Origin of the sequence: Streptomyces sp. NPDC049687 (assembly GCF_044465285.1) — a bacterium.
In the GTDB taxonomy this organism is placed as follows: Bacteria; Actinomycetota; Actinomycetes; order Streptomycetales; family Streptomycetaceae; genus Streptomyces.
Window position 1 is genome coordinate 63,481 of the sequence record NZ_JBITLN010000009.1, and the last position, 17,576, is coordinate 81,056.

The 17,576-nt window shown below is 73.4% G+C and carries 11 protein-coding genes; 4 read left to right on the forward strand and 7 right to left on the reverse strand.

Annotated elements, in window-relative coordinates:
- The first annotated feature begins 146 nt into the window (after nt 1–146).
- On the forward strand, nt 147–1,877 hold the full coding sequence (locus ACIBVL_RS26595; protein WP_399100544.1) for a hypothetical protein: 1,731 nt from the start codon (nt 147–149) through the stop codon (nt 1,875–1,877).
- A 90-nt stretch (nt 1,878–1,967) separates the two neighbouring features.
- On the opposite strand, the gene ACIBVL_RS26600 is transcribed toward ACIBVL_RS26595, so the two are convergent.
- From ACIBVL_RS26600 to ACIBVL_RS26625, 6 genes are all read right to left on the reverse strand, one after another.
- Entirely contained in the window at nt 1,968–2,609 is a 642-nt protein-coding gene (locus tag ACIBVL_RS26600; protein ID WP_399100546.1) for a cutinase family protein, read from the reverse strand.
- Nucleotides 2,610–2,745: 136 nt separating this feature from the next.
- Nucleotides 2,746–3,978 (reverse strand): PucR family transcriptional regulator, encoded by a 1,233-nt coding sequence (locus ACIBVL_RS26605; protein WP_399100548.1) that lies wholly within the window; start codon nt 3,976–3,978, stop codon nt 2,746–2,748.
- A gap of 122 nt (nt 3,979–4,100) precedes the next feature.
- Nucleotides 4,101–5,039 carry an alpha/beta hydrolase gene (locus tag ACIBVL_RS26610; protein WP_399100550.1) on the reverse strand — a complete coding sequence of 313 codons (939 nt, stop codon included), beginning with the start codon at nt 5,037–5,039 and terminating at the stop codon, nt 4,101–4,103.
- Between the two features lie 21 nt (nt 5,040–5,060).
- Complete coding sequence (locus ACIBVL_RS26615; RefSeq protein WP_399100552.1) at nt 5,061–9,029, reverse strand: acyltransferase domain-containing protein; 3,969 nt, start codon at nt 9,027–9,029, stop codon at nt 5,061–5,063.
- Nucleotides 9,026–10,783 carry a fatty acyl-AMP ligase gene (locus tag ACIBVL_RS26620; RefSeq protein WP_399100554.1) on the reverse strand — a complete coding sequence of 586 codons (1,758 nt, stop codon included), beginning with the start codon at nt 10,781–10,783 and terminating at the stop codon, nt 9,026–9,028. Before ACIBVL_RS26620 ends, ACIBVL_RS26615 begins: the two co-directional genes overlap by 4 nt.
- A 37-nt stretch (nt 10,784–10,820) precedes the next feature.
- On the reverse strand, nt 10,821–12,347 hold the full coding sequence (locus ACIBVL_RS26625; RefSeq protein ID WP_399100557.1) for an acyl-CoA carboxylase subunit beta: 1,527 nt from the start codon (nt 12,345–12,347) through the stop codon (nt 10,821–10,823).
- 351 nt (nt 12,348–12,698) lie between these two features.
- Here ACIBVL_RS26625 and ACIBVL_RS26630 point away from each other — a divergent pair, with 351 nt between their 5' ends.
- Nucleotides 12,699–13,781 carry a S1 family peptidase gene (locus ACIBVL_RS26630; protein ID WP_399100558.1) on the forward strand — a complete coding sequence of 361 codons (1,083 nt, stop codon included), beginning with the start codon at nt 12,699–12,701 and terminating at the stop codon, nt 13,779–13,781.
- Between the two features lie 614 nt (nt 13,782–14,395).
- Here the strand turns inward: ACIBVL_RS26630 and ACIBVL_RS26635 are convergent.
- On the reverse strand, nt 14,396–15,010 hold the full coding sequence (locus tag ACIBVL_RS26635) for a TetR family transcriptional regulator (protein ID WP_399100560.1): 615 nt from the start codon (nt 15,008–15,010) through the stop codon (nt 14,396–14,398).
- A gap of 142 nt (nt 15,011–15,152) precedes the next feature.
- Between ACIBVL_RS26635 and ACIBVL_RS26640 the strand changes: the two genes are divergently transcribed.
- Nucleotides 15,153–16,076: an SDR family oxidoreductase gene (locus tag ACIBVL_RS26640; RefSeq protein WP_399100562.1), complete on the forward strand. Its 924-nt coding sequence runs from the start codon at nt 15,153–15,155 to the stop codon at nt 16,074–16,076.
- Nucleotides 16,077–16,254: 178 nt separating this feature from the next.
- Complete coding sequence (locus tag ACIBVL_RS26645; protein WP_399100564.1) at nt 16,255–17,247, forward strand: alpha/beta hydrolase fold domain-containing protein; 993 nt, start codon at nt 16,255–16,257, stop codon at nt 17,245–17,247.
- The last annotated feature ends 329 nt before the right edge of the window (nt 17,248–17,576 follow it).

A 17,576-nucleotide genomic window follows, 5' to 3' on the forward strand; every position in this document is an offset into this window, starting at 1 on the left:
GGGGCGAGCCCCCGTACGCGAATGGCGTGCGGGGGCTCGCTCATGCCGCGGGACCCTTCGTCCGGCGCTGACAAAGGCGCAGCCCGGAGCTGAGTTCTTGTGAGCACCGCCCGATCGCCCGGTCCCCGCGGTCCTACGGTCCGGCCATGGACACGAGTCGCAGCACAGGAAGAACCGCGAAAGCCCTCCGCAGCGCCGCCCTGGCGGTGCTGCTGACCACCGGGACCCTCACCGTGGCCGCCCCGAACGCCCAGGGGGAGACCGGGAGGACCGAAGAGCCCGTGGCCTCGACGAGTCCGGTCGCCGGGGTGACCGAGACGGTGGTGCGCGTGAAGGCACCCCTGCCGGCCGCCTTCGGAGCGCGTCCGGCGGCGTGCGACTGGCTGTCGTACCTGCGCTACCGCTCCGCCGACGGCCCCACGGCATCGGCCGACGCGGACCGGATCCTGCTCGCCCAGCCGGGCATCCTGGAGGGCGCCGGGGCGTTCGACAGTGTCGCCCGCAACACCGTGGCACGTGCCGCCGCGCAGGGCCGGCACATCGAGTTCTGGGCCCTGGACCGGCGCTCCAACTGTCTGGAGGACCACACCGGCATCGCCTCCGGCGACCAGCACACGGCCGTCGACTACTACCACCGCGGCAGACAGGTCGACGGGCGCTCCTTCGCCGGGTTCGTCGGCAACGACCGGCTGGGCTGGATGGCGAAGCTGGGCATCGAACAGACCGTCCGCGACCAGTACGACCTGCTCGCCGCCGAGTTGCCCGACCAGAGCCTGCGCAAGCGGAAGGTGCTGTGCGGCGGCCACTCGCTCGGCGGAGTCGTCACCGGCTACTTCGCCACCGCCGACTTCGACGGGGACCGCGCCACCACCGCCGACGCCGGATACAACCAGTGCGCCGGCTACTTCGCCCTCGACACCACCGTCTCCACCTCGCTCGCCGACCTCAGCGGCAGCATCCCCGACGACACCAACCTCCCCGACATCGGCCTCGGATACGGTGTCGTCCAGGCCGGGCTCGACAGCGGCGTGCTGCCGCGTTCGCTGTCCGCGCCGGTCCTGCTCAACCCCGAGACCATGACCCTGCTGGCCATCGCCGGCCTGGGCGCCGTACGGGATCCCGACGGCGAGGCCGACCTGCCGGCCTACCTGCCCTCCGACGTCAACATCGAGGCGACCAACCGCTTCCTGTTCTCCAAGGACGCCGCCGCCTTCCTCACCGGCTCACCCGCCGTGAAGGACTTCCGGCTCACCAACGCGGCGGTGCTCGGAGCCCTGCTGGACGACAACTCGGTACCGCTGGCGTTCCTGCAGAGCAGCGTCGGCTTCTTCGACGGCGGGCCGGTGGCCGACAAGAGCTTCCCCGTCGCCAACGGCGGCGACCAGCAGCCGGGGCTGTTCGGCACCGCCTACAAGGCCATCCCCGACCGGCCCCACGGGCCGCTGTACACCTGGCGCGACTACGACCGTGTCGGTGATCCCGACGATCCGGGGTACCGGTCGGCCGACGGGACGCCGTTCACCGGCGCCGACAAGGAGGTCACCGACCTCCAGGAGCTGGCCCGCAGCCTCGCCGAGCAGCCACTGGACTTCACCGAACAGTACTTCCCCACCAAGCTCGTCACCGATCTGGAACTGGCCACCTCACCGCAGGTGAAGCGGCTCGTCGCGCATCCGGAGGGGCTCACCGCCAACCCGACGCTCACCGTGCTCGCGGGCGACGGACTGCTGGCCGGCCGCATCCCGGCCGACCTGCACCCCGTGGTCGCCGACGGCTACCAGCACCTCGACGTGCTGACCGCGGCGCCCGTACAGAACAACGGCCTGCCCGAGCCCGTCTCGGCCGGCCTCACGGAGTTCGCGCGCGATCCCCGGTAGTGGCCGCACCCGCACGGCCGAAGGGCCCGGGAGGATCCTCCCGGGCCCTTCGGTGCGGGGCCGTGGCTCGGACTTCGGCGTGGCTCGTGCTCAGACCTTGCCGGCCGCGAAGACGGCCGCCGCGTCGGCGTCTGCCGTGTAGCCGAGGTGCGCGAGCACGTCGCCGCCGCCGTTCTCACAGATGGGGTCGCCCTCGGCGCAGAAGTCGATGGTGCGGCTCTGGTAGGTGCCGGTGACGCTCTTGCCGAGGGCCCGGATCGGGTTGCCGAACAGCAGCACCGCGGAGACCCTCGGTTCGAGAGCGGCGGGGATGGTGGCGACGATGGGACTGCCGACCACCGCGCCGGCGCTGCTGATGCCGATGGAGTTGTCGACGACGTTCGCGCCCTGCGAATAGCCGACGAGCACGAAACGCTGATTCGGGCAGGCGGCCGCCTGGCTGGTGACGTGGTTCACGAGATCCGCGTTGCCCTGTGCGGCCGACGTGAGGGAAAGGTCGGCCGGATAATTCACCCGGTAGCTGGAGAGGCTTTTACCCGTCAGTTTCCTCTGCAGGGCGGAATACACCGGGTCGCCGACGATCAGACCGAGTGTGCCCGGTTCGAAGGTGCCACGAGCTGCCACGACGTCGATGTCCGAGCAGGCGGCGGCCGATGCGGCGGGCGCCGTGAGAGTGGCCAGTCCGGCCCCGCCGAGCAGCGAGAGCGCGGCGAGGCACAAGCGAATACGCATGGGGATCCTTTGCGGGTGGGGCGCGGTGACGCGCCTGGGGAAAAGGACGTCCCGAAGGTATTCGCGTTTCCTGACGGGGTGTTATGGACGGGAATTCAGAAACTCCCGCTTTTTTGTTGCCGACGTGAGCGGACCATCACGTCGTGGCACAGCCGCCGCGGCCCCGCAGTTCCTCGGCGTGCAGGGCCAGGATGAGGTCCAGCCGGGTACCGGGGTCGTGCAGCGCGTCGCCGAACAGCTTCTCCAACTGGCGCAGGCGGTAGCGGACCGTCTGGGGGTGGACGTGCAGCCGGGTGGCGACGTCGGGCACGTTGCTGCCGCCGAGCAGCCAGGCCAGCAGGGTCTCGGCGAGCCGGGGGCGCTGCCCCTCGGAGACCGTGTCGAGCGGCGCGAGGACACGCGCCCGCAACTGGGCGAGCAGCGGCTCGTCGTTGTGCAGCAGCAGGGTCGACAGATGGTCGGAGCACCGCACCACGCCCTGCCGGGGCAGCACCCCACGGCCCATCAGCCCCAGGGCGCGGGTGGCCCAGTGCAGCGACTGGGCGGCCGCGGTGAGCGGGACGGTCGGGCCGATCGCCGCCGGACGGCCGCGCAGCGCGAGGGCGAACGCCCGCCCGCCGAAGCGGCCGGAACCGTCCGGGTCGGGTACCAGCATCCGCGGCGGCCGGGACTCCATGTCCACCAGCGCCCCGGCCGCCGCGAGCGGCCGGTCCTCCTCCCGCTGCTCCGGGGTGGCCGCGAGGGCGACGACCGCCACCTGCCGCGGCACCGACCACCGGGCGCCGTGCGCCAGATCCTGCACGGCGTCCAGGGACGGCGGGACGTCGCCGAGCAGCAGGTCGAGCAGCCGCCTGCGGCGCCGTTCCAGCTCGTCCGTGCTGCGCAGCCGGGCCTCCGCGTAGCCGGCCGCGGCCGCCTCGGCCACCTCGTGGACGGTCCGGAACGCCAGCTCGCCCAGGGCCGCCACGACCGCGGAGTCCAGCCCCAGCTCCTCCGCCGTACGGCCCATCAGCCGCCAGGCGTGCAGTCCCCCGACGCGCAGCGCGGACTGCAACGCGTCCAGACTGCGGCCCTCCAGGGCCTCGCCCCGCCCCAGTTCGTAGTACGTCGCGGCGATCGCGTCCCCCTGCCCGTGCGGGTCGGCGATGTGGTCGACGAACAGGGTGAGAGCCTGCACGACCCCGGCTCTGAGATGCGCGCGGTACGTCCCGTCGGCCGGCCGCGCGTACTCCGGGACCTGGCTGCGCACCTCCTCCTCCACCTCGTCGGCGACGGCCTCGAGCTGAGCGCGCAGCAGCTTGGCCAGATCGGGTGGCACGGCGGAGGCTCCGGGGCCGTCCGCTGTGCCGTGCGGGGTGGGGGAAGCCACGGCGGACCCTCCTTTCACCCGGAAACGGCTCACCCGCGGGCCGCTGCCCGTGGGGCGAGGGAACAGTCCTGTGTTGGACGGGCGTCCCCTGCGCTCCGTTCCGTGCCCCGACGGCACCGACATCACTCCGGCACCCCCAGCGCACGGGCGAGCATCGGCCACGACGCGCTGAACTCCCGCTTCCAGTACGCCCAGCTGTGTCCTCCGCCGGTGTAGTAGTGGGTGGTCACCGGGATGCCGAGCAGCGCGAGCGTGTCGGTGAAGCCGTGGGCGGAGGGCCACAGGGCGCTCTCCAGCGCCTCGGGCAACCAGTCACCGCTGCCGCCCGCCACACCGCTGCCGCCGGAGACGTACAGGCTGGTGCCGCGCAGTCCCGCGGCCCGGGCACGCGGGTTGAAGTCGCGCCAGGTCAGGAGGTTCAGCACCGGGCTGCCCCAGAGGGCGCGGGGCAGCAGGTTCTCGCGCGCGACGATGGCGTCCACGATCGGCGGCACACCCGGTGCCGTGGTGTCGAGGATGCCGCTGTAGGAGGCCGCCGCGGCGAACATGCCCGGATGACGTGCCGCGTGCGCCATCGCGCCGTAGCCGCCGGTGGAGACCCCGGCGACGGCCCGCACCCCGGAAGCCCGGTAGTCCCGGGCGAGCAGCGCCGGCACCTCCTGGAGCTGGAAGGCCTCGTAGTCGGGACCACTGCGCCAGGCGGTGGGAATGCCGGTGGGGCCCGCGTCCGGTATCGCCACGATCAGCTGCCGGCCCTCGGTGAAGGCCTCGATGTCCGTCTCCCGGGTCCAGGAGGTGTAGTCGTCGTGGGCGCCGTGCAGCAGGTACAGCACGGGATACGTCCGCCCCGTCTGCGTGTCGAAGTCCGACGGCAGGATCAGCCGTACCGGCGCGCTGCGGCCCAGGGCCGCGGAGGGCACGGACACGTCCAGGGTGCGTGGTCCGAGCCGGGTCGCGGCCCGGGCCGTGCCGGGCCTGACGCCGAACAGCGCGGAAAGACCGACGGCCGTCGCGGCTCTGGCGACGGCACGGCGGGACACTCCGTCGGTGGGGTGGGACATGGCGGCTCCTCGTCGTCCGGTTCAGCGGCTCTGCTCGGCGAGCGCGCGCCGCAGATGGGCGGCGATCTCGTCGACGTGCGGTGGGTCGAGCAGCGACAGATGGTGTCCCGTGACCCGTACGACGCTCAGGCGTGGGCACACCTCGTCCCACCCCAGCGCCTCGTCGTCCCGTTCATGGGCGGGATCGCGCACGGTGTGCGGGGCGGGCCAGGTCGCCCGGTACAGGACCACCCGACCGTCGTAGGGCCCCGGGACGTGGGCCTCGCCGACCCTGAGGTCCAGGTAGGAGGACCGCTGGTGCTCCAGGGCGGCGGCCGGCACATCGGCCGCCTCGCGCAGGGCCCGCAGCACGGTGTCGATGCGGTCGCCGTCGTCGTCCACCGCGACGAGTTCGTCGTACGGCAACTCCAGCCGGACCCCGTAGGCGTCGGCGACGTGCCGGGCGAAACCCGTGAGGTGGGCGCGGATCCGGTCGGCCGGTGTCACGCCCGGCCGGGGGAGGGGACGTACGGAGTCGATGAGCGCCACCAGTTCCACGTGCCGCCCGGCGGCGGTGAGCTGCCGCGCGGTCTCCTGGGCGAGGAAGCCGCCGAAGGACCAACCACCCAGCGCACACGGCCCGTCGGGGTGGACGGCCGTGATCTGCTCGGCGTAGCGGTGTGCCTTCTCGGTCACCGTACGGGCCTCCTCGATCCGCTCAAGGCCGTACACCGGCCGGTCGTCCCCCAGCCGTTCGGTGAGTGTCCGGTAGACGTCGGTCGTGCCGCCGGCGGCGTGCAGGAGGAAGAGCGGGGGCAGCGTGCCGGTGGCGCGCAGGGTCCGCACCGGGGAGTCCGGCTTCCTCGCGGCAAGCGTCCGCCGTAGGTGATCGGCCACCCGCTCGACGGTGCCGGCGCCGAGCAGGCCGCGCAGCGGCAGTTCGATCCCGAACTCGCGTTCGAGGGCGGTGCGGATGCGGACGGCCATCAGGGAGTCCAGGCCGAGGTCGGCCAGGGCGGTGGTGGGGGTGACGCGGGCCGCCGGGTGGCCGGTGACCGCCGCGATGTGGTGGCGCAGGCGGCCGGAGAGGGAGGTGTCCTCCGCTGTCTCCGTCTCCCCGGCCGATGGGGGCGCGGCCGCCGGACGCCCGTCCGTCCACCAGTGCCGTACGTGCCGCCAGCGCGGGGCGGGCAGGTCGATGACGCGGCCGGGCGGCGGCGGCAGGCGTACGCCTGCCGCGTACAGGGCTCCCACCTGGGTGAGGAACGCGGCGACGTCGTCGGCGTCGCGGCGCAGCGTGCCCAGGGCCACGGCGCCGGGCGCGGTGTCGGTGACGGCCCGGGTCAGGACCGGGTGGGGGGAGATCTCGACGAAGACGGCGTGGCCGTCGGCCGCGGCGGCCGCGACGGCCCGGTCCAGGCGCACGGGCCGCCGCAGGTTCGCGGCCCAGTGGGCGGCGTCGAACACCCCGTCTGCGCGCGGGTCGTCCAGCACGGTGGAGTACACCGGGACGCGCGGCCGCCCGCCCGGGACGCCGGCGAGGGCCTCGGTCAGCTCCGGCAGCAGCGCATCGACCTGGGGCGAGTGCCCGGCGCCGACGACCCGCATGGCGCGGGCGGCCCGCCCCCGCCGCTCCAGCCTTCGCACCAGCCGGGCGACCGCCGGCTCCTCACCGGTGACGACCTTCTGACCGGGCGAGGAGTGCACGGCGACCTGCACGCCGGGGAACTCCTCCGCCAGAGCGGCGAGTTCGCCGTCGTCGAGGTCGACGACAGCCATGGCGCCGCCGCGCAGCCCGCTGAGCAGCCGGGCCCGTACGGCGACGACCCGGGCCGCGTCCGACACGTCCAGCGCGCCCGCGCACACCGCGGCGGCCACTTCGCCCAGCGAGTGCCCGATGACGGCGGCGGGCTCGACACCCTGGGCGCGCCACAGCTCGGCGAGCGCCAACTGCGTACCGAACAGGACGGGTTGGGCGACCTCCACGCGATCGAGGGCCGCACCGGAGGCCAGACAGTCGTACAGGGACAGACCGCACTCCGGGGCCAGCTGGGCGTCGAGCTTCTCCACGGCCGCGGCGAAGACGGGTTCCTCGGCCAGCAGACGGCGCCCCATGCCGGCCCACTGGCTGCCGTACCCGGAGAAGACCCACACCGGTCCCCGTCCGATGAGCCCGCGGTCGTCGGTGACGACCCGTGGGTGGGGCCGGCCCCGCGCCAACGAGGCGAGGCCCTCGGCCAGTTCGTGACGGTCGCGGGCGGTGACGGCGGCCCGCACGGGACCGCGCCCGGCCCGCCCGGCGAGCGTACGCGCCACGTCGGCGGGGTGGGCCGCACTCCCCTCGGGCGTACCGAGCCAGTCGGCCAGCCGGGCCGCGGTGTCCCGGACACGGGCGCTGTCGAGGTCGGAGAGGAGATGGAGCCGGGCGGCCGGCTCGTCGGCCGGGGCCTCGGGCGGCAGGGTGCCCGGCCGCCATTCCTCCAGTACCGCGTGGGCGTTGGTGCCGCCGAAGCCGAACCCGGAGACCCCGGCGGTGGCCGTACCGCCGTAGCGGGGCCACGGCTCCGGCTCGGTCACCACCCGCAGCCGTTCGTCGTCCGGAGCGCTGCCCTCCGCGCAGTGCAGGGACGGCGGAACGAGGTCGTGGTGCAGCGCGAGCACCGTCTTCACCAGCCCGGCGACACCCGCGGCGGACTCCAGGTGGCCGAGGTTGCCCTTGACGGAGCCGAGGAGCAGCGGCTGGTCGGCTTCGCGGCCCGCGCCGAGCACGGCGCCGAGGGCGCCCGCCTCGATCGGGTCGCCGAGCGGGGTGCCGGTGCCGTGCGCCTCGACGTGGTCGATGAGCGCCGGGTCGAGCCCCGCCCGCGCGTAGGCCGTGGTCAACAGGGCTCGCTGCGCTGCCGGGTTGGGCGCCAGGAGCCCGTTGGAACGGCCGTCGGAGTTGACCGCCGTGGCACGGATGACGGCGAGGACGCGGTCGCCGTCCCGCTCGGCGTCGGACAGCCGCTTCAGCAGCACGGCCGCGCAGCCCTCGCCCCGCCCGATACCGTCGGCCGCCGCGGAGAACGGTTTGCACCGCCCGTCCGGGGCGAGGGCACCGGCCCGCCGGAACGCGACGCCGACGGCGGGGGAGAGCAGCACGTTGACCCCGGCGGCGATCGCCGTGTCGACCTCCCCCGTGCGCAGACTGACGCAGGCCTGGTGCACGGCGACCAGCGAGGACGAACAGGCCGTGTCGACAGCCATGCTCGGCCCCCGCGTGTCCAACACGTAGGCCAGACGTCCCGCGGTCACGCTCAACGCCCCGCCGGCCGGTGCCCAGGGGTCGACGGCGGCGGGGTCCGCGCCGGTCAGCGAGCCGTACTCCGGGGCGGAGACACCGACGAAGACGCCGGTGGCGGTGCCGGCGAGGGAGGCGGCCGGGACGGCCGCGTGGTCGAGGGTCTCGTGGACGACCTCCAGCAGAATCCGCTGCTGCGGATCCATCACCGCGGCCTCGCGCGGTGTGATCCGGAAGAAGTCCGCGTCGAACCCGGCGATGTCGTCGAGGTACCCGCCGAACAGGGGCGCCTCGGCAGGCGGGAAGGCGACGAAGTCACGCCACCGCTCCTCCGGGACCCGCCGGATCGCGTCGACGCCCTCGCACAGCAGCCGCCAGTAGTCCGCCGGGCCGTGCACGCCCCCCGGCAGCCGGCAGCCGACCCCGATGACCGCGACGGGCTCGCCGGGCAGTCCCGGCCCGGCCGGGGGAGCGGCGGCCTGCGTCTCGGTGCCGCCGCACAGCCGCGCCACGAGGGCGTCGCCGGTGGACGCCTCCCACAGCAGCGTCACCGGCAGCTCACGACCCGTGGCCCGGGAGAGCTCCCCGGCCAGGACCACCGCGTCGCGCGAGGACATGCCGAGGTCCGCCAGCGGCCGGTCCATCAGGACGTCCGAGGCGGACACGCCGGTCCAGGACGCCACCCGTTCGGCGATCAGCCGGCGCAGCGCTCCCTCCCCGACGGCGCTCACCGCGCGGTCCCCGCCGCGTAGGCGCCCGCCAGATACCGTTCGCGGGTCAGCGCCCGCGACACCTTGCCGCTGGAGGTACGGGGCACGGTGCCCGGCGGCACGAGGACGACGTCGGCGAGCCGCAGTCCGTGCCGGGCGGACACGGCCGCCCGCACCGCGCGCACCAGGGCCGGTACGTCGATCCCGGTGAGACTCGTGGTGCGTACGTGCTCCACCACGACGGCCGCACGCTCGCCCCCGGGGCCGGGCACGGCGAAGGCGGCGAGCCGGTCGCGCCGCACGGCCGGGTGCGCCTCCTGGGCGGTGGCCTCCAGGTCCTGCGGATAGTGGTTGCGGCCGTCGACGACGATGAGGTCCTTCAGCCGGCCGGTGACGACCAACTGGCCGTCCAGGACCGTCCCCAGATCACCGGTGCGCAGCCAGCCGTGCGAGCCGTGCGCGTCGGCCGCCGTGTCGGCGAACGCGGCCCCGAAGACGCTCCTCGTCAGCCGGTCCTGGTTCCAGTAACCGCGCCCGACGTTGGGGCCCCGAACCCAGATCTCACCGATCTCGCCCTCGGCCAGGGCGGTGCGGGACACGGGGTCGGCGATACGGACCCGCTGGCCGGCCGGAGTACCGCAGCCCGCGAGCAGCACGGCCGTCGGATCGTCGGGCCGCGCCGGCAGGGCCTTCCCGGTGGCCAGGGCCTCCCGGTCGAGCGCGAACCGGCGCATCGGCTTCCCGGGCCGGGCGGCGCTGACGAAGACGGTGGCTTCGGCGAGCCCGTACGACGGGCAGTGGGTCTCCGGTGCCAGTCCCCGGGAGGCGAAGGCGGCGTGGAAGGCGTCGGCCGTACCGGGGCGGACCGGCTCGCTGCCGTTGATCAGCGCGGCGACACCGTCCAGCCGCAGGCCCGCCTTCTGTCCGTCGGTGACGGCCGAGGCGCAGTAGTCGTAGGCGAAGTTGGGCGCGGCGCTCACCGCGCGCGGATGGGCGGCGAGCAGGCGCAGCCAGCGCACGGGCTCGTGCAGGAACGCGACCGGGTCCATGAGCACCGACAGCAGTCCCCGCACCACCGGGGCGGCGACACTCAGCACGAGCCCCATGTCGTGGTACAGCGGCAGCCAGCCCACACAGGTCACCGGCTGCTCGTCGGCGCCGTAGGCGGTCAGCGCCTGACGGGCGTTGGCGACGACGTTGGCGTGGCTGATCTCCACGCCCGCCGGGGTGCGGGTCGAACCGGAGGTGTACTGGAGGTAGGCGACCGCCGAGTCGTCCGGTGTGACCGGCCGCCGGTCCCCGGCCGCGGTGTCCGGCACCTGGTCGGCGGCGACGACCGTCACCCCGGCGCCCGCGCAGAACTCCCGTACCTCCTCGAGGGCGCCGCTCGTCGTCACCACGGCCGTCGGACGGGCGTCGGCCAGCACGGCCGAGAGCCGGTCGCCGTGCCCCGGCAGACCGGGCGGGTACAGCGGTACGGCGACCAGACCGGCGGTGAGCGTCGCGAGGAACGCGGTGACGTACTCCGTGCCCTGCGGACACAGCAGCGCGACTCGCGCTCCCGGTTCGGCCTCCTCGGCGAGCCGGGCGGCCAGGGCCCGTACCCGCAGGTCCAGGCGGCGCCAGGTCAGGACGCGGTGGACCCCCCGCGCGTGCGGAGCGGGGTGGTCGACGAAGGTGAACGCCCGGCGGCCGGGGGTCGCCTCGGCCCAGTGCCGCACGTATTCCGGCAGGGTCCGGTACACGGGCGCGAGCGGGGGGCGGGGGGTGTCCATCGGGGATGGCTCCTCACGTCGCGTAGGCGGGGCGGGATCAGAGGGGGATGTTGCCGTGCCGGCGCTCCGGCATCGGGGCGCGTTTGCCGCGCAGCGCCCGCAGGGCACGGCAGACCTGGGCGCGGGTGTCGCGCGGGGCGATGACGGCGTCGACGTATCCGCGCTCGGCGGCGGGATAGGGGTTGCCGTGGGTGCTCTCGTACGCGGCGACGAGGCGGGCGCGCACCGCGTCCGGGTCGGCGGCGGCGGCGAGTTCACGCCGGTGCAGGACGCCGACGGCGCCCTCGGCGCCCATGACCGCGATCCGGGCCGTGGGCCAGGCGAGGTTGATGTCGGCGCCCAGGTGCTTGGAGCCCATCACCGCGTACCCGCCGCCGTACGCCTTGCGCACCACCACGGTGACCTTCGGGACGGTCGCCTCGGCGTAGGCGTACAGCAGTTTGGCGCCGCGCCGGATGATCCCGGCCTGCTCCTGACGGACGCCGGAGAGATAGCCGGGAACGTCGGCGAAGGTCAGCAGGGGGATGCCGAACGCGTCGCAGAACCGTACGAAGCGGGCGGCCTTCTCGGAGGCGTCGATGTCGAGGACCCCGGCGCAGTGCAGCGGCTGGTTGGCGACGACACCGACGGGAGCGCCCTCGACGAGGGCCAGCGCGCAGACGATGTTCGGCGCGAACAGCTCGTGGACCTCGAGCAGTTCGCCGTTGTCGACGACCGCCCGCAGGATGTCGCGCATGTCGTAGGCCTCTTCGAGCCGGTCCGGCACGACCTCGTCCAGCCGCGCACCGGCGGGCGCCGGCGCCGGCGCGTACCGCGGGGGCCGCTCCAGGTTGTTGGCGGGCAGGTACGACAGCAGGTCGCGTACGGTGTTCAGGGCGTCCACCTCGTCGGCGGCGAGGAAGTGGGCGTTGCCGTTGACGGTGTTGCTGGCGCGGGCGCCGCCCAGGCACTCGGCGCTGGTGCGTTCACCGGTGACCGCCTCGATGACGTCGGGTCCGGTGACGAACATGTGCGAGGCGCCGTCCACCATCACGGTGAAGTCGGTGATGGCCGGCGAGTACGCGGCCCCGCCGGCGCACGGTCCCAGGACGACCGAGATCTGCGGGATGACGCCGGACGCCTTGACGTTGCGTCGCACCAGCTCGGCGTAGAGGGCGAGCGAGGCGACGCCCTCCTGGATGCGGGCGCCCCCGCCGTCGTTGAGCCCGACGACCGGACAGCCGGTCTTCAGGGCGAGGTCCATCAGGGCGATCGTCTTCTCGCCGAACGCCTCACCCATGCTGCCGCCGAAGACGGTGGAGTCCTGGGCGAACACACAGACCGGGCGTCCGTCGACCGTGCCGTAGCCGGTGACGACCCCGTCGCCGTAGGGCCCACGAGCGCCGTCCGCGGTGGGCCGGCCCCGGACGAACAGGCCGGTCTCGGTGAACGAGCCCGCGTCCAGCAGCAGGTCGATCCGCTCGCGGGCGCCGTACTCCCCGCGTCGCCCGGGCCCGCCCGATGTCACCGCCCGGACCCGTCGGCTCTCCAGACCGGCGAGGCGTTCGGCGGTGCCGTCGGGCACGCCCGTCGCCGTCTCCCTCACCCGGGATGTTGTCGCCTCTCGCGTCACAGCCACCTCCGAAAGTGGCTTCGAATATGGCAGTGGCCAGGGGGAGGACCGGGGGGATCGCCCTTCTGTGTGCGCGAGATGAGTCTCCTGGGAACCGGGTTCGTGCCTGGGTGACAAGAGACCGCCGGCCAATGGGGTGGTGAAGGAGCGGAGGGCGCGCGGTGCTCACCCTGTGCGCGTCCCGAAGTCGACCTTGTGTGCTCCCTGTGCGGTTGGGAAGAGTGAGCGCCCGTCAACCGTCCTTCCGGCCCCTCCCGCGGTCCCCACTACCGTCCGGGCCGACCCCCCACAGGAGGAAGTGAGTTGCAGCACCGACGCATACCCAGGCGGCGGATGATCACAGCGGGTGCGGGCGTCGCCGCCCTCGTCGCGGCGGGAGTCACCTTCCAGACCGCGAACGCCAGTGAGCCTGCGAAGACCCCCCGGCCCGCCACCCTCTCGGCCCTCGCGGCCGGAAAGCTCGCCTCGAGGCTCGGCGCGGGCCTCGGCACCGACGCGGCGGGCACGTACTACGACGCCAAGAGCGAGAGTCTCGTCGTGAACGTGCTCGACGCGGCCGCCGCCAGGACCGTCGAGGCGGCCGGCGCCAAGGCGAGAGTCGTCGAGAACTCCCTCGCCGAACTGTCCGGCGCCCGGACGAGGCTCAAGGCGGACGCGGCCGTCCCCGGCACCTCCTGGGTGACCGACCCGCGCACCAACAAGGTCGTCGTCACCGCCGACCGCACCGTCTCCGACGCCGAGTGGACCAGACTCACCGAGGTCGTCGACGGGCTCGGCCAGGTGGCCGAACTCCAGCGCGCCAAGGGGGAGTTCAAGCCCTTCATCGCCGGCGGCGACGCGATCACCGGGAGCGGCGGGCGCTGCTCGCTCGGCTTCAACGTGGTCAAGGGCGGCGAGCCGTACTTCCTGACCGCGGGGCACTGCACCGACGCCATCTCCACCTGGGCGGACTCCTCCGGCACCCGGATCGGCACCAACGAGAGCTCCAGCTTCCCGGGCGACGACTACGGCCTGGTCAAGTACACCGCCGGCGTCGACCACCCCAGCGAGGTCGACCTCTACAACGGCTCCGCCCAGCGGATCACCGGCGCCGCCGAGGCCACCGTCGGCATGAAGGTCACCCGCAGCGGCTCCACCACCCAGGTCCACTCCGGCACGGTCACCGGTCTGGACGCCACCGTCAACTACGGCAACGGCGACGTCGTCGACGGCCTCATCCAGACCGACGTCTGCGCCGAGCCCGGCGACAGCGGCGGCCCCCTCTTCTCGGGTGGCAGCGCGGTCGGCCTGACCTCGGGCGGCAGCGGCGACTGCGCCTCCGGCGGCGAGACGTTCTTCCAGCCGGTGACGGAGGCGCTGTCGGCGACGGGGACGCAGATCGGCTGACGCGACCGCTCCCGGAGGTCCCGCCCCCGGCCCGAGGGCGGGACCTCGTGCTGTGTTCCGTGTGACGGAGCACGGTTGCTCGGATGCCCGTCGCGTCGACGGGGCCACCGGCCGTCCGCGCAGGCCATGACCGCGCTTTCGCCTTCCAGGGCGGTCAGGCCCTGCAGCGTGCGCAGGCCCAGGCCGTTCAGTCCGAGCATCTGCGCCTCGTGCGCGGGAATCGTGCTGAGCTCGTCGACCTTTGCCTGCCGCCGCTGGGTCAACGTCGTCCGGGCCGGATCGTATGCCGGCCTCGGCTCTCCTCGCCGGGCCCGCGACGTGTCCCCGGCGACCGCGATGGGTGCGGGTATGTGGTCGTCCTCGTTCACGTAGAGCACGTCCCGGTCCACGTGCACGGCGGCGTTCGGCGTCCGGGTTCGTCTGTGTATTGCCGGTGTGTGGTGGCGTGCAGCCCGTAGAGCCGTCCGGCCGCGGCCGGCGCGAACGCGCCGGTACAAATGGACACCACCCGCCGGCCCCGGTCTCGGGCCGTGGCCGGCGCGTCGAGCACCGCCGCCGGCGGTGGACCCGGCTGCGGCAGCCCGCGGGCCCCCTGCTCAGGGTGCCCACCGCATTTACGCCGCACCCTCCTGGCCTGTGAAGCTCATGTCGCCGGTCGCGGGTTCGGCGGGTGCGATGAGGTGCCTGGCGGTGTCCAGGGTTTCGCGGATGTGCTGGGCGAGGGAGTGTCGGTCGGCGTCGTTGACCCAGCGTTCGTAGGCGACCTTGAACGCGGCGATCCCGATTTCCGCGGCGAGCGCCGCGGTGGTGGTCTCCAGACCGCGTTCGCGCAGCACGTGGGCGAGAGTGGAGGTGAATGCGGCGAGTTTGGCCAGCTCGCGTTCCTGGAGTTCGGGGTTGGCGGCGATGACGGCCTGGCGTTGCCGAGCCAGGTCTCCGCGTTCCTCGAAAACGGGAGCGGCTTCGGTCAGGGCGTGGGTGATCACCTCCAGCGGCGGGAGCGGAACGGGGGCGGCGGCCGAGGCGTCCGCGAGGACGTCGGCGATCGGATTGTCGGCCGGGAAGAGGACTTCCCGTTTGTCGGCGAAGTGCCGGTAGAAGGTCCTTTCGGTGACCCCGGCGCGGGTGGCGATCTCCGCGACGGTGGTGGCGTCGAAGCCCTGGTGGTTGTAGAGCTCCAGCGCCGCCTTCTCCAGGCGGCCTCGTGCGTCGGGTTTCCATCGGCTCATGCTCCGATCCTACCCCCGTGATGACAGGTTCTGACATCAAAGTGATGACAGGGTCTGACATCGGTGCTACCGTGATGTCACGAACTGACATCACGGTCCGCCGCCGCCTCGGCGGAGAGTCCGCAGCAGGAAGGCGCACACCATGCGCGTATTCGTCACCGGAGCCTCCGGACACGTCGGCTCCGCCGTCGTTCCCGAACTTCTCGGAGCGGGACACCAGGTCGTCGGCCTGGCCCGCTCGGACAAGTCCGCCGCCGCCCTGACGGCTGCCGGAGCCGAGGTGCACCGAGGCGACCTCGACGATCCCAGCAGCCTCGCCGCGGCCGCCGCCGCGGCCGACGGCGTCATCCACCTGGCCTTCAAGCACGACGCCATGTTCGCCGGCGACTTCGACAACGCGGTCGCAGCCGACCTGCGCGCCATCGGCACGCTCGGGGACGCGCTCGCCGGCACGGGCAAGCCTCTGGTGACCACGTCGGGAACCATGCTGCTCGCCTTCGCGGGGCTGGACCACGTCGCCACCGAAGCCGATGTGCTCGACGCAGGGCCGCGGATCGACGCCGAGAACGCGGTGGTCGCACTCGCACAACGCGGCATCCGCTCGTCCGTCGTCCGGCTCGCCCCGACCGTCCACAGCCCGCTCGACCACAACGGCTTCATCCCGACCCTGATCTCCCTCGCCCGGTCCAAGGGCGTCGCCGCCTACGTCGGCGACGGGGCCAACCGCTGGCCCGCCGTCCACACCCTCGACGCGGCACGCCTGTACCGGCTGGCGCTGGAATCCGCCCCGGCGGGCTCCCGGCTGCACGCCGCCGACGACCAGGGAATCGCCTTCCGCGAGATCGCCGAGGCCATCGGCCAGGGGCTGAACCTGCCCGTGGCCAGCATCCCGCCGGCCGAGGCCGACGCCCACTTCGGCTTCCTCGGCGGCCACGTCACGGCCGACAACCCGTCCTCGAGCACGCTGACCCAGGACCTCCTCGGCTGGAAGCCCGTCCAGCCCGGCCTCCTCGACGACCTCGGTCAGGGCCACTACTTCGACGTCCCGGCGACCGCCACAGGCTGAGCCCGCTCCAGCCCCCATCCCGCCTCATCCCCGCGCCACCTCCAGGCCCTGCTCGGCCGGTCACCCAGCCGGCCGGGCCCGCCCGAAGACCCAAGGTCCGGCGAAGACCTGGCCGCACCGACGGCCTGAGGACCCTCCCGTGCCCTGCCGCAGACTCCACCCCAGGAAGAGAAGAACCATGCCCCGCTCCCGTCCCGCGATCGACAGCGAACTCGCCGCAGCACTCCAGGTCATGCCGATCGGACCGAACGGCGTCTTCGACGTGACCGACATCCCCGCCACACGCGAGGCCGTCCGCGCGCTCGCCGAAACCATCGCCGCCACCATCCCCGACGAGCCCACCGTCACCGCCGACGAGATCCACGTGCCGCGCGCCGACGCCCCCGACGTCCCGGTCCTCCTGCTGCGTCCGCAGAACGCCCCCGGACCACTGCCGGTCATCGTGTGGTTCCACGGCGGCGGGCAGGTGCTCGGCTTCGCCGCCCAGGACGCACCCTGGCTCAAGCCGCTGTCCGCGGCACTCGGCTGCGCCGTCGCCGCCGTCGACTACCGCCTGGCCCCGGAAACCCCCGCGCCCGGCGCCGCCGAGGACGGATACACCGCCTACCGGTGGATCAGCGACAACGCCACCGACCTCGGTCTCGACCCCACCCGCATCGGCCTGGCCGGCCAGAGCGGTGGCGGAGGCATCGCCGCCGCCACCGCCCTGCTGATCCGCGACCGCGGCGCAACGACCCCCCTGTTCCAGATGCTGCAGTACCCGATGCTCGACGACCGCAACACGACCGACTCGAGCCGGGAGATCGCCGACATCGGCATCTGGGACCGCGCGACCAACCTCCTGGCCTGGCAGGCGATCCTCGGCGACCGCGCCGGCACCGAGGACGTCACGCCCTACAGCGCCGCTTCCCGGGCGACCGACCTCGCCGGCCTGCCCCCGGCCTTCATCGGCGTCGGTGAACTCGACGTCTTCCGCGACGAGGATCTCGACTACGCCGCGCGCCTGCGCGCCCACGGCGTCCCCGTCGAGCTGCACCTCTACCCCGGCGCCTACCACGCCTTCGACCTGTTCGCTCCGCAGTCCCAGCTCGCGGAGAGCTTCCGCCACGCCTGGAACAGCTTCCTCGCCCGGCACCTCACCAAGGCCCCGGCAACGGCGACCGCTTCGTAACACGCGGGTGATGGCGAGCCTCTGTCCGCAATCCCACCGGCGCCTGCGAGCCGACCGCCACCCCGCTCGGCTCGCAGGCGCATCCGACCTTGGCCGTACCGAGAAATCGGTTTGGGTCCGCCGGCCAACTGCTCAGACACAGCCGCGGCGTCACTACCGGAGGGCTCGCAAGTCGGCGTGCTCCGCTCGCAAGCTGTCGTGCTCCGTCACATTCCGGACGTTTCCCCAGGTGAGAGGCGCCCGCATGGTTGTCGTACACATGTTCGGGATTTGGTCTATGGTGGAGGTGGGAGAGTAGGGAACTGATGTTCGAGAGCGGGATCGCGGGA

Excerpts from the sequence above, each read along its gene's own strand:
- ACIBVL_RS26595 (WP_399100544.1), top strand. The coding sequence starts at position 147 with ATGGACACGAGTCGCAGCACAGGAAGAACCGCGAAAGCCCTCCGCAGC.
- ACIBVL_RS26600 (WP_399100546.1), bottom strand. The coding sequence starts at position 2,609 with ATGCGTATTCGCTTGTGCCTCGCCGCGCTCTCGCTGCTCGGCGGGGCC.
- ACIBVL_RS26610 (WP_399100550.1), bottom strand. The coding sequence starts at position 5,039 with ATGTCCCACCCCACCGACGGAGTGTCCCGCCGTGCCGTCGCCAGAGCC.
- ACIBVL_RS26620 (WP_399100554.1), bottom strand. The coding sequence starts at position 10,783 with ATGGACACCCCCCGCCCCCCGCTCGCGCCCGTGTACCGGACCCTGCCG.
- ACIBVL_RS26635 (WP_399100560.1), bottom strand. The coding sequence starts at position 15,010 with ATGAGCCGATGGAAACCCGACGCACGAGGCCGCCTGGAGAAGGCGGCG.
- ACIBVL_RS26640 (WP_399100562.1), top strand. The coding sequence starts at position 15,153 with ATGCGCGTATTCGTCACCGGAGCCTCCGGACACGTCGGCTCCGCCGTC.
- ACIBVL_RS26645 (WP_399100564.1), top strand. The coding sequence starts at position 16,255 with ATGCCCCGCTCCCGTCCCGCGATCGACAGCGAACTCGCCGCAGCACTC.